General features: G+C 47.9%; 14 protein-coding genes and 2 pseudogenes. All 16 read right to left on the reverse strand.

The window, feature by feature from the left end:
* Positions 1-12: 12 nt before the first annotated feature.
* Positions 13-486, reverse strand: coding sequence for a hypothetical protein (locus tag JCM14467_RS16010; RefSeq protein WP_252900742.1), 474 nt, complete (start codon positions 484-486; stop codon positions 13-15).
* Complete coding sequence (locus JCM14467_RS16015) at positions 483-947, reverse strand: GHMP family kinase ATP-binding protein (RefSeq protein WP_252900743.1); 465 nt, start codon at positions 945-947, stop codon at positions 483-485. Before JCM14467_RS16015 ends, JCM14467_RS16010 begins: the two co-directional genes overlap by 4 nt.
* A gap of 95 nt (positions 948-1,042) precedes the next feature.
* Positions 1,043-1,762, reverse strand: coding sequence for a (Fe-S)-binding protein (locus JCM14467_RS20400; protein ID WP_444823182.1), 720 nt, complete (start codon positions 1,760-1,762; stop codon positions 1,043-1,045).
* 37 nt (positions 1,763-1,799) lie between these two features.
* Positions 1,800-2,336: a 4Fe-4S dicluster domain-containing protein gene (locus tag JCM14467_RS20405; RefSeq protein ID WP_054849355.1), complete on the reverse strand. Its 537-nt coding sequence runs from the start codon at positions 2,334-2,336 to the stop codon at positions 1,800-1,802.
* On the reverse strand, positions 2,336-3,529 hold the full coding sequence (locus tag JCM14467_RS04940; RefSeq protein WP_054849356.1) for an FAD-binding oxidoreductase: 1,194 nt from the start codon (positions 3,527-3,529) through the stop codon (positions 2,336-2,338). Before JCM14467_RS04940 ends, JCM14467_RS20405 begins: the two co-directional genes overlap by 1 nt.
* Positions 3,530-3,533: 4 nt before the next feature.
* On the reverse strand, positions 3,534-4,427 hold the full coding sequence (locus JCM14467_RS19865) for an FAD-linked oxidase C-terminal domain-containing protein (protein ID WP_342765464.1): 894 nt from the start codon (positions 4,425-4,427) through the stop codon (positions 3,534-3,536).
* A 12-nt stretch (positions 4,428-4,439) separates the two neighbouring features.
* A pseudogene (locus JCM14467_RS20410) lies at positions 4,440-4,496 on the reverse strand (hypothetical protein); the annotation flags it as partial.
* Complete coding sequence (locus tag JCM14467_RS19870; RefSeq protein ID WP_342765465.1) at positions 4,493-4,942, reverse strand: FAD-binding oxidoreductase; 450 nt, start codon at positions 4,940-4,942, stop codon at positions 4,493-4,495. The pseudogene JCM14467_RS20410 and the gene JCM14467_RS19870, both read right to left, overlap by 4 nt.
* Positions 4,943-5,097: 155 nt before the next feature.
* Positions 5,098-6,048: an MFS transporter gene (locus JCM14467_RS04950; protein ID WP_252900744.1), complete on the reverse strand. Its 951-nt coding sequence runs from the start codon at positions 6,046-6,048 to the stop codon at positions 5,098-5,100.
* On the reverse strand, positions 6,027-6,371 hold the full coding sequence (locus JCM14467_RS16020; RefSeq protein ID WP_252900745.1) for a hypothetical protein: 345 nt from the start codon (positions 6,369-6,371) through the stop codon (positions 6,027-6,029). The genes JCM14467_RS04950 and JCM14467_RS16020 overlap by 22 nt, the downstream gene beginning before the upstream one ends.
* Before the next feature lie 248 nt (positions 6,372-6,619).
* Complete coding sequence (locus JCM14467_RS04955; protein ID WP_054849371.1) at positions 6,620-7,594, reverse strand: thiamine pyrophosphate-dependent enzyme; 975 nt, start codon at positions 7,592-7,594, stop codon at positions 6,620-6,622.
* Positions 7,595-7,691: 97 nt separating this feature from the next.
* Positions 7,692-8,939: a pyruvate ferredoxin oxidoreductase gene (locus JCM14467_RS04960; protein ID WP_054849372.1), complete on the reverse strand. Its 1,248-nt coding sequence runs from the start codon at positions 8,937-8,939 to the stop codon at positions 7,692-7,694.
* 5 nt (positions 8,940-8,944) lie between these two features.
* Positions 8,945-9,490 carry a 4Fe-4S dicluster-binding protein gene (locus tag JCM14467_RS16025; RefSeq protein WP_252900747.1) on the reverse strand — a complete coding sequence of 182 codons (546 nt, stop codon included), beginning with the start codon at positions 9,488-9,490 and terminating at the stop codon, positions 8,945-8,947.
* Positions 9,491-9,516: 26 nt separating this feature from the next.
* Complete coding sequence (locus JCM14467_RS19375) at positions 9,517-9,651, reverse strand: hypothetical protein (RefSeq protein ID WP_256359206.1); 135 nt, start codon at positions 9,649-9,651, stop codon at positions 9,517-9,519.
* Positions 9,648-10,043, reverse strand: a complete 396-nt coding sequence (locus tag JCM14467_RS16030) for a hypothetical protein (protein ID WP_252900748.1) — start codon at positions 10,041-10,043, stop codon at positions 9,648-9,650. The genes JCM14467_RS19375 and JCM14467_RS16030 overlap by 4 nt, the downstream gene beginning before the upstream one ends.
* A gap of 570 nt (positions 10,044-10,613) precedes the next feature.
* Positions 10,614-12,633, reverse strand: a pseudogene (mcm, locus tag JCM14467_RS04975) (minichromosome maintenance protein MCM); the annotation flags it as partial.
* Positions 12,634-12,654: the final 21 nt, after the last annotated feature.

A 12,654-nucleotide genomic window follows, 5' to 3' on the forward strand; every position in this document is an offset into this window, starting at 1 on the left:
ACGATATACATATTAAGTATTAAGGTCTTCGTAAGGCACCTCATGAACACCAACATTACTTGGCCGCGTAATAATTAATACGTAATCCCTCAAACCGCGAGCCTCAAGTAAGCCACTAATGCTCTCCCTGTCTGGCTCAAAATCAAATATGCCGAAGAGTGATGGGCCGGCGCCTGCCAGGGTGACGCCGATAGCCCCAGCCTTGAGTAATGCCTCCTTAACTACGTTATAGTGTGGGTATAGCCTAGACCTCACGGGCTCAACAATGGAATCACCCATCAATGCCCTGCTCAGCACCTCCCTATTCCCAGTGATTAATGAGTAGACAAGCATCGACGCATATGCGGAGTTATTCTTGAGGTCATTCATGCCCACGGCATTGGGCAGTAACTTACGCATCTCCCTGGTGCTCGGCTTACTACCTGCAATAACCACAGAGACCCAGTAATTACTGGGTAGGTCAACCTTAACGAAATCCCCAGTCACCGGTTAATGATTACCAAGCCACCAAGTAGGGAGGCAGCGACATTATCCATATGCGGCACGCCGGCCGCCGCAGTCTCGCCAAGCGCCGCAATCCTAATCAGCGACTTATGGTTAAGACCCGCATTGAGTAGCTTATTCAGGGCGTAGGCTATGGCAGCAGCATCGGCACCACTACTACCCAAGCCACTCGCCGGTTTAATGCCCTTCCATATAGTGACATGTACGTTAAAGTTAATGCCGAGGATCCTCCGGAACTCCTCAACGACGGGATGCATTGTCGTGGACCTAAAATTACTGGGCAGGTAATGAGAGTATTCACCAATGAACCTAACACTATCATCTCCACCATGAGTCAACTTAACGCAGACCACGTCATACGGCTCTGTGATTGCCATGGATAGTATGTCGAATCCAGGCCCTAGATTAGCTATAGAGGCTGGACTCCTGACGCATATTGACATCGACGATAAATATAGTACCTATTTATAACTGTAACCACCATTAACTTAGTCGGCAAATGAGCCTATTACTAAATGATCATCGCCTCAATGAATTGTTATTTAAAGACCATACTCCTCCCCATGATATCCTCATATCCTGAATTCCCACCGAATGTATAGGATGCATCGAGTAATTCCGTTGGGTATATCAACCTTATACCCAGGTTATTATCCCTAACAATATTAGCCCAATGAGCCTTGCAGGTCACGCTCTCTAGTACTAGAGCGTCGGGCTTATGGCGCATTAAATCCTCGATCTTCTGCCTGGTTATTTCCCCTGCAATGTCTGGGTGCCTATCTGGGTACATCATGCCAGCCCCACAGCATATGTCCGCAGTGTCTAAGCCACTAATTTCCAGACCTGGAATCTTGCTAATTACGCGGAGCACCGCGTCATGGGCCTTGGCTACATTCATGAGGTGACAGCTGTGCTGTATTGACACCCTCATCTTAACTGGGCCGAGCTCACCAACGAGACCAACCTTATCAAGTAGTTGGAGCGTGTTCAGAACACTTTGCCTAAGGTTCAGCTTCATATTAAGTAGTCTCTCGTACTCAAGCCACTGGGCCTGACAACCACCTGAGTCAGGCACAACCACGTAGTCTATCCCATACGTCTTTTCATACCTACTCAATACATCGATGTTATGCCTAGCTAACTCAAGTGCCTTATCGAACTTCCCCATGTGCATATACGGCGCACCACAGCACCTGAATTCCCTGGGTACAACCACCTCAAATCCATTCCACGTGAGGACCCTAATTGTGGCGTAGATCGAGTGCGTGTGTGATTGCCAGGCAACACATGAGTCGTTACGAACAGGAGCACCCTACCCTAACGGGCTTATTCCTCGGCACCCTAAACACCCTACCAAGCACGTCATCGAGTCTCTCCCTATCCCTGGACCTGGCGAATCCCCTCATGTGCCTTGGTATTCCAGGTAATGAGTTGGATAATGATAGGGCGAGTTTTATAATGGTCGGGTTCTCAATGAGTTTAAATCCAGTCCTTATATGCCATGGATATCCATAATTCGTTAATTTATCACCCAGGTAAGCATATGCCGCATCAAGAACCTTACTATACTGAACGCCAGATGGGCACGCAGTCTCGCACCTCCTGCATATCACGCAGGCATCTAGGTGCCTTAGCAGGGTCTCCGTGGGCTGTAACTTACCTGTCAGTAATGCCTTGATTAAGTATATCCTGCCCCTTGGGCTATCCGTCTCATTCCAGGTAGCCCTATACGTCGGGCATGTTGGTAGGCAGAAGCCACAGTGTACGCACTTATAGGCCTCGTTGAGACCCTCCTCAATAAACCTCTTATACAACTCATCACCGCCACTCATTAAAGACCACCCACGAACCTCCCAGGGCTCATTATACCTAATGGGTCGAACACGGATTTCAGCTTAGACATTATGTCAAGGTTCTGGTTAAGACCCCAAACATCAATGCCACGCTTAAGTTCGGGTGGTGCCTTCAAAATTATTAAGTAACCACCCAAATCATTGATCCTACTCCTAATGGTGCTCAATGTATTAACGTCAATATTATTAACGCCTAAGTAGGCCTCACCAATCATGGGCATCTTAACCAGGTAACCACTTGGTAATCCATCCAGGGCATCCCTCAGTCTTGCCTGCGGCATCACTAACTTAATTACGACACTGTAATTATCAAATAACTCATCCATGGAGGTAAGCCTATACCATAACTCCTCAGCCTCACCGCCATAAAAGACATCAAAACCCGAAACCTCGCCCAATTTGCTCAGGCGATACTCCACCTCCTCCTTAACACCCTCAAACCTAAGGTACATGGTACCATTAACGACTATCGCGCCATAGGGCTTCAACCTCCTCATAATGAGCAGGTCAAGCTCCCTATTCAACTTGGCAACGGCGATTACGTCGGGTATTGCGGCAATCCTGGACATAACCTCATAAATAATCCCCAGGGAGCCACAGGAACCAATGAAGAGCCTCTTCACGTTGTAACCAGCCACGTCCTTAATCATTCCCGTGCCCCACCTAACGACAGTCCCATCAGGCATTACAGCCCTAACCCTAAGGGTTATGTCCCTCGTGGTCATAAACGTGTAAGCCAACGGACCAAATAAATTACATGAGAATACACCACCAATGCTTGAACGACCCGAAAGTGGTGGGTCAATGGGCAGTCTCCTACTTACCCTTCTTAATACCTCCTGAACCTCATTAAATGACGCACTAACGCCATAGACACCAACCATCTCTTCTGGGTCAGGCTCTATGACCCTATGCACGCGGCTTAGGTCGAGGGCTACGTCGTAGGCTTTAGGTATATTGCCTATGAAGGTCTTGGAGCCATTAACCATGGGTATTACGCCGAGTCTCTCCCTACTTATGCCCCTCATCATTATGCTAAGCTCATTAACATCCCTCGGGTATAGCACGACCTTGGGCATTAATCCATCAACCACATACTTACTTGTTGGTTCCTTAATTGCGTCGTTACTAACCTCCTTCTCAATACCCTTAAGTATCGTCTCGAGGATCATATAATCACCTTGGGAAGATTTTTCCAGGGTTCATAATGCCCAATGGGTCGAATACGGACTTTATGCCCTTCATAACATTCAATTCATAATCAGTATAGAGCAACCCAATAAGGTGCTTCTTGTAATACCCAACGCCATGCTCACCCGTTATGGTGCCGCCAATCTCAACGCACATCCTAAGTATCTCATCCTCAGCCTGCAATGCCCTCTCCCTCTCGCCGGGTCTCCTCTCATCATAGAGTATCAATGGGTGCAGGTTCCCATCACCAGCATGGAATACATTGGCAATCCTAAAGCCATACTTATTCCCAATCTCCCTAATCCTACGCAGGGCCTCCGGCAATTTCTTCCTCGGTATAGTCCCATCACCAGTTATGTAGTTTGGACCCACAAAACCCATAGCCCCAAAGGCTTGCTTCCTCGCGTTCCACCACCTGTTAGCCTCAGCCCTATCCCTAGCGAGCTTAACCATGTACGCGCCCAAGGACTTCAGCATCTCGATTATCCTACCCGCCTCAGCACTTGCGCCTGGCTCGGAACCCTCAACATCAATGAGTAATATCGCCTCGGCATCGGTAGGCAACCCACCACCCCACGGGCCAGCCTCGATGGCATTAACGGCTATTTTATCCATGAACTCAAGGGCAACGGGCCTAATCCCGGCGCTGATGATCTTAGAAACCGCCGTGCCCGCATCCTCCACGGAGTTGAATGCAGCCAGTATGGTCTTCACGGACTCATAATTACCCACAATCCTAAGAACAGCCTCGGTGACTATGGCCATGGTACCCTCAGAACCACTTATGATACCAACAACGTCATAGCCAGGGCTCTCAACAACCTTACCACCAAAGAACCTAACCTCACCATTGGGTAGTACTACCTTTAACCCACGCACATTATTAACCGTAACCCCATACTTGAAGCACTTAACACCACCAGCATTATGACTAATATTACCACCTATCGTAGAAACCTCTGACTACCTGGGTCAGCCGGGAAGTAGTAGCCGAGGTCTATTGGGTACTGATAATTAAGCCTAGCCAAGGCATCACTGACCCATAGATTAATTACCCCAGCCTCAACCGTGGCAGCCTCATTCTCAACATCAAGCTCGAGGATTCTATTCATTTTGGTAAGGGAAACAACAATACCACCCTCAATAGGCAGGGCACCACCACTGAGACTCGTACCAGATCCACGACCAACAATCGGAATCCTATTCTCCCAAGCAACCCTAACAACCCTGGCAACCTCCTCAGTAGACCTAGGAAAGACCACCACGTCAGGCCTAGCCGTATATACGAAGGAACCATCAGCCTCATAAACCATAAGCTCAGCATCATCAATGATAACATTATCACTATCAACAATCTTCTCTAGCTCAGTAATTATTTCTTTAGTTATCCCCATAAAGATACATATGTATAAATATTTAATAAATATAACCTAAATAATATTTTATACTTAACCGATCATTACAAGAATAATTACAGTAAATATATTGAAATAATTGAATAAAAGTATGTACTAATGATAATTTTAAATGAAAATTTTCTACGAAATGATTACTGTTTCTTTGGAGGTTTCGGTATCTTCCAGAGCAGTGGTATTGCTAGTAATGCGGCTATTATGCCGAAGAGGCCAGATACGATCATCGTGTTTATCCATCCAAGTGCCGTTATCATTATCGCCGTAAGTACACCACCATAGATGGCCCCACTACCCTTGGCAATTGCGTATAGGAGGCCATAGTTATTGCCTGAGGCCACCTCACCATAGAAGTAGCCAACGGCTGCTGGGTTAACGGTATATATCGACGCCCAGGTCAGTATCGCTAACGCTACTGAGACTACGAAACCAATCTCATTATGTAAAACTCCAAATAGTATGCTTAATAACGTGAAGACACCCGACAGTGCGTAGAATAGTATTAATGTCTTAATAACACCAATTGCATCAGAAACAACGCCCGTTATGAACTTACCAAGTCCAGCCATTATTGAGGAGCCCAGAGCCGCGGCTACGGCAATTACTAGGGTAAAGTGGAAGTAGAGGCCGTATTGAACGGCCTTAGACACGATTGTTAAGCCCTCAGAGGCCACCAGGAGGAATGTTATGACTAATATCCAGAACTGCCAAGTCCTAACGGTTTCAGAGAATGTAAATTGGTAATCAGTGGCGCGTATCAACTTCGACCTGGAGGACTGCGGGTTGTAGGTTGGTGGCTTCCAACCCTTTGGCGGGTCTCTTCTCATTAGGAAGGCGGAGATCAGTATTATCACGAATGACGTCACAGCTAAACCAAGCATTATTGACTTAAATACGGCAATTGGGTGTATCTTGGGCAGGATACCAATTAACAATATTATTGGTATTGAGCCCCAGCTAAACCCAGCCGATATTGTGCCAGCCACGGTGGCCCTATGGTCAGGGAACCACTTATTAGCTACGGTAACGCTATTATTATAGACAATGCCAGCTCCAATGCCGCCAATTATTGCGTAAACCCAAAGCAATAGGATGGTAAACCAAATATTGCAGCAAAGTAACCAACACCAACGAGAAATGCTGCAATCAGCTGCAGGAGCCAAGGCCCATACCTATCCCTAATGAAGCCAGCCGGCCAACCAAACACAGACTCCAGGAATATATTGACCGTGAACACCGTGCCTAAAAACACAGAACTTATGTGGAAGAATTGAGTAACATCATGGGAGAAGGCACTAAAGGCATACTCATACGGACTAATCATGAACATTGCCAGGAAGGCACCAATAAAGGCGAACCACCTACTAAAGCCAAGTATCTGCTTATCAGTTAACTGAGGACTACCCCCCATACTATTAATTAACCACTTTAGATATTTATAAACATGGCTAAAAAATATATTCATTAATGCATTAAAATGAAGCAAATATTAGTGATTATAATTATTGATATATCATGAAATAAGGAATTTATAAATTAAAATATATTCTAAATATTTTTAAAAGAAATGATAATTTTTAATAATATATTTAAATTCATTGGTTAAATGACAATATAATTGAGAAATACTTTGATTTTAAGTTGATGTATATTCCGTAATTATTTAGTGCTCGCCTTAGTTACCTCTGGGTAAGGAAGCTCCTTCGTTAGCGGTATTAGTCCTGGAATTAACCACTTCTCCCACATCTCATCAACCTTCCTCTGTATATACTCAATATCCCCATCTGTCAAGTGCTTAAACCTTGACTGTCTCCTTATGTACTCCTTGACGGGCTTCCTCTTAATCTCGCCGCTGGCTATCCTGGCGCTGGTGCTTGTTAGCCTGAACTTCCCATCCTCTATCTCGAATAGAGGCCATATGCCTGTCTCCACCGCTAGCTTACCTATTTCATGGCTGTACTTAGGGTCGTAGCCCCAGCCCTTGGGGCATGGGTCTAAGGTGTGTATGAACGTGGGTCCGCCAATCTCTAGAGCCTTCTTTACCTTGTTGTACAGGTCTATTGGGTCTGAGGCTATTGCCGTTGCCACATACCTAACCTCCGGATGCCCAACAGCCATCATCGCCGCCATATTCTTCTTCCACCTATACTTCATGATCCTGACCTGCTTACCGCTTGGGCTAAAGGTTGTTAGTGCTCCGAATGGTGTCATCGTTGTTTCCTGTATATCCGTGTTTGCGCTGGATTCATTATCGTACATGAGTATTAGGAAGTTATACTTCGTGTGCGTCATCGCATTCGAAACCTCGGAGAGCCCAGCATCTGCACAGCCCAGGTCTCCGCATATGCCTATCACGTTAATCTTCTCATTGGGTAGCTTGCCCTTCTCCATGAGCGCCTTAAGTGCTGCCGCCGTGCCAACAACGGCTGAGCCCGTACCGGATAATTGAGTGTGTATCCAGGGTAGTGCCCAGGCCGTTGTGTAATACGTCGTGTTAGCTACGTACATACAGCCCGTGGCTCCGATGACAATCGTGTTAGGGCCAGCCGCCTTGGCAACCCACCTAAGAACCATTGCAGACTCACAGCCCTGGCAAGTCCTGTGACCAGAGTCGAAATACTCAGTCTGGGCCATCATTAATAGGTCCTTGACTGTTCGGGCGAGCTTAATCGAGATTGTCACACCAGATCACCCCCACCTCTCCCTTATAAATTTTTCTTCTTTTCCCATTTTACTCTCTAACTCCATACCAAATCACCCTCTGCTCAACCTTACTTTTTCTAGCAGCCTCCAAGGCCATATTGAACATATTAATCGCATCATTATAGGTAATCTCCCTACCACCAAGACCACCGATGAAGTTCATCATGAGTGGCCTATGATCAGTCTCATACAGTGCACTCCTGATTTCCGTAAACACGGCACCACCGTCAAATGGCGAACCGAATGAGTAGTCCCTATCAACCACGGCCACGACCTTAACACCGCTTAGGTATCGTATTATGTCCTCCGTCGGGAATGGCCTAAACCACCTAATCCTCAGGAAACCAACCCTCTCACCCTTAGCCCTCAATCTCCTGACGGCCTCCTTAATCGGCTTAGATACAGTGCCCATACCAACCATTACCACGTCCGCGTCCTCAACCATGTATGGCTCAACGAATGGGTTTCCATAGTCCCTGCCGAATATCTTTGCGAAGTCCCTATAGGCCTCCTCAATAACCTTCCTTGCATTCTTCATGGCTTCATCCATCTGCTTCCTAATCTCGGTAACCCAGTCCTCATTGACCTGGGGCGCAACGCTAATGACATTGCTTGGGTGCAGCTTCCTATTGCCTAGGTCGTATGGTGGTAGGAATTGCTGGACCTTTTTCTTCGGTGGTATCTTAAACACGTGCTCACTATGCGTTAGGAATGCCCCATCCATTGAAATACCGACTGGTAGCATGACCCTTGGGTCCTCGGCAACCCTATACGCGATCAACGTCGTGTCCAAGGCCTCTTGAGCCGTGTCAACCCATACCAGGAGCCAGCCCACGTCCCTAACCATCAACGCGTCATTATGCTCCACGCCATAGGCTCCTGGGTCATCCAGAGCCCTATTACCTATTAATGCGACCACTGGGTACCTATCGGTGCTAATGGCCACGATAGCCTCAATAGCCAGCAGCCAACCAACACCACTACTGCCAACGAAGGTCCTGGCTCCAACCGCTGAGGCATGCTTAACAATCTCGAACTGGTCATGCTCGTGGGCAGCCACTATGTACTCGGCCTTCATGTAACCGTCAGCTATTAACCTGGCCACGGTCTGCATTACGCCTCCATAGGGCCTTATCGGGTATGCTGATGTAACGTCAACATCGGCAAGCATTAATGCGTAGGCCACCGCGTCCGTTCCAGTGCCAACAACCTCAACCTCCTCATCGCCCTTGAGCACTGCCTCGAGGCGTTTTGTCTCGAGTGCGGAGACGGACATGCCTCTCACCTCTTCCTCACACTTATTACCTGTGCCTTCGGTAATAATGACTCAAACCACTTCCTATAAGCCTCCCTATTCTCCTTCCAAGCCCTGTACTCGTCAAGGAACTTCCCATACCCATCCTCAAACTCCATCTCATCAACCATAATTATCGTGTCAGGCACCGGACAAACCTCAGCGCAAATACCACAGCCCTTACAGTAGGCTAGGGCTGGGTTGAAGTAGCCGTCTGGCGTCACGTCAAATACCGAGTCAGGGCAGTACTCCCAACATAGGCTGCACTTAATACATTTATCGAAGTTTATGACCGGCCTATAATGCTTAGCAGTACCACCCGTAAAGTACGGGTTCCTCTGGTTCGGCTTTAAGCCAGGTATTGCGCCTCCAATCATCATGTCCTTCCAACCAGGTAGGTGCGGTGGTTCATACTTATACGGCAATCCCTCACCCGGCTTAACCTCCCTCAACTTAGTCAATGATTGATACGCCTCCAGGGCCCTGTTAACCCTCTCCTCAGGCTTGTCAAGGTTACCTAAATACCTCTTCACATCATCAAGGGTGAGTATGTCTGGTGCTACCCTGCGATTGCGCCAAGGACCCTCTCCACAGTACCGTCATCTGGGAATGTCCAGAAGTCGCCAATACTCCTCTCACCATAAACAACCACTAACGTGTATGGTGAATCCCTGGTAGGTATGAACTTAATCAATTCATCAGGCTCCTCTTAGAAACCACCACCAACAATCCGCCGGGCTTCAGCTTCAGGTGAACGGGTTGAATACCCTGCCAAGCCCAGGACTCAACACCCTTAAGGATCGTGTCATCAAGCACTATCGAGACATCCACATAGTCAGGCTCAACCCTGGCAGCCTCCGCATCGAGGATCTCCTCATTAGCGCTCTTGGCCACGACAACGAAGTACTTAGCAGGCACACCATCCCTCTCCGGATCATCACCATACCTCTGATAGGACAATGCTGCATTACCTGCTATCCTAGCCGCATACACAATGCCCCTGGACAGATTCCTAGCCAGGTGTCTCTGGTGTATGCCCCTATAGATGATCTCTATCGTGTATATGCTTGGAGCTTGAACAGACATTTTAACCAACTAATGATTATCATTGTACTTTTAAAGCAATGCTTTCCTAAGTACATTAAAAATAACACGCTCGATACGTAATTTACGTAGACTCCGGTTTATAAACAATGATAAATAGTATATATAGACTTATGAAAGCAATTGATTAATCCTCTCTCTAACCCGTGCCAATGCCTCCACATTTTCCCTGAAATCATCCATTAAATTATTCACGAAATTCTCATCAACCTCCCCAGGTCTAGCCAAAGTCTCCCTAACCATCTCCTCAAGTATGGCACATCTCCTAAACACGTAATACATAGCGTCGATGTCGGCATCACTTAGGCTTATAATCCCGGCCTCCATGGCCTTGGAAATAACGCTCCAACCCCAGTCGCCGATTGTCTCCTCATTTGGGACCTCAATATTTAATTCCCTCAATCTCTCGGTAAGTCTCTCCACCGTGAGCGTCACGGCATTTCTAAGCCCAGTAATTATTGCATTTAACCTATCAATCACAACGCCGGATTTTCCCTTCCATGAATATAAGCATTTCTTACCATGAATATAAAGCCCGAATTTAAATGAGTACCTCTTAACGTAGCCAGGCTTCGGCATGTAAATGTCGCCGGACTTAAGTAGCATGTTTATTGCCTTATCCACGGCCTGCCTATCGAGACCAGCAGCCTCAGCCTCCTTATATAGGTCCTCAATCCTAACGGGCTTACCACCACTCGACTCCTCAAGCTGGGCCAGTAGGTTCATTATTAACGCCATCCTCTCCTGAGTTGACTTTGGCTTCCCAGTCATTATTATGTCTATGTCGATCTTCCCAGACTCAACATCAATACCAACACTACTCAGATACTTCATGAAGAGCCTAATGGCCCTATCAGCATCCTCAGCCTCAACCACAGGGCTAAGCCTCATCTTAGCCTCGGCCTCGGCAAGCCTGATAAGGGCCTCCAATTGCCTAGCCGTGATTGCAATTGGTGAGTCTGGCTCCCTGGACTTAGCCCTCATTTGCACGTAAAACTGCACGATCCTCTCCCTAGCCTCCGGAGTAAGGACAGGCTTAACGTGCTTCCTGGCATAGGCAATGTACTTCCTAAGCAGGTCCGGCGGTATTATTTCAGCAAAGCCTCAGGAACCTCACCGGCGTGTAGTGTGGTTATGTGCTCAGCAATTGCCTTATCCCTATCCAGGTTCGGTTCGTCCCTAATGATGAATATTAGGTCGAACCTTGAGAGTAGCGTCACCGGTAGGTCCACGTTCTCGGCAACAGTCCTATTTGGCAGATACCTACCGAAGGCTGGGTTGGCAGCAGCCAACACGCTGCACCTGGCGTTTAATGTGGCCACTATACCAGCTTGGCTATTGACACGGTCTGTTGCTCGAGGGCCTCGTGAATGGCTACCCTATCCTTGGTATCCATCTTATCTATCTCGTCGATAACCGCCACGCCAGTATCCGCAAGTACCAACGCCCCAGCCTCGAGGTAGAACTCGCCAGTGTCCTTTTCACGAACAACAGCCGCGGTTAGGCCGGCAGCAGAGCTGCCCTTACCAGTCGTGTACACCGCCCTAGGCGCTATCTTGGTCACGAATCTGAGCAGCTGGGTCTTGGCCATGCCTGGGTCGCCGACGAGGAGTATGTGTATGTCACCCCTAACCCTAATGCCATCCGGGTAGACCTTGGGCACGCCGCCGAAGAGTAGGCAGGCTATGGATTCCTTAATGTCCTCCATGCCGTATATTGAGGGTGCTATGGACTTTATGATCCTCTCCCTGACGTCAGCCATCTTAGAAAGCTCCAGTATCTTCTTCTCATCCTCAGGCGTGATCTCGATCTCCACAAGCTCCCTTTGTTGGCTCTCCACGTAGTTAACCTCCATGAAGCTCGAGACCACGGGCGGCTTACCCTTCTTGAGGTCGGCTAGGTCCAGGTTCATGATGCCTACTAGGTAGACCCTGTCGCCGGGCTTAACCGTGTCCACCAAGTCATCAAGCAGTATAGCCTCAATACTCCTCGGCAGCTGGCCAGGCGGCAGCTCCTCAGGCTTCTCCTGAACAATGATCTTCTGCCAATCAATGAACTCGCTTCTCTCCTCAACGAAGATCATGCTATTCAACGCACCACACTTGGGGCAGCGCTTGGGCGGTTGGACAAAGCCCGTAGTCGGCTGCGGGATCTCAATCTCGTAACCGCACTGCGAGCATCTGAACACTGACTTCCTGAGGTAGTGCTTAGGCGGTGTCTGCCTAGTTATTATACCCTCAACCATTATCAACTTACCCAGGACCTCACTCCTCAACCTCCTAATAGGCAGGGACTCGGGGAGCCTCTTAAACCTCATGTAGAAGTTCCTAACAGACTTAGCCAGCTCCGGGTCCCTCTCGGTTATTGCCTGCCTAACGGCCTCGGAACCAGCCTGAATAATGAGCTGAGGCCTCTCCAGGAGCATGTCCGCCAAGTCCTTATTGCTGATTAATAGGTCGTGGAAGTCAACGACGAGGGACCTCTTCCTCTGTATTATCATGTTATTAATCTCATCAACATACTTATCACTAGACTCAATAAAGCCCCTAAGCCCCTGAATAAGCGAATCCAGGCTAACCTCGCAGTCTCAGGC

It is taken from the genome of Vulcanisaeta sp. JCM 14467 (genome assembly GCF_001316245.1).
Classification (GTDB): domain Archaea; phylum Thermoproteota; class Thermoprotei; order Thermoproteales; family Thermocladiaceae; genus Vulcanisaeta.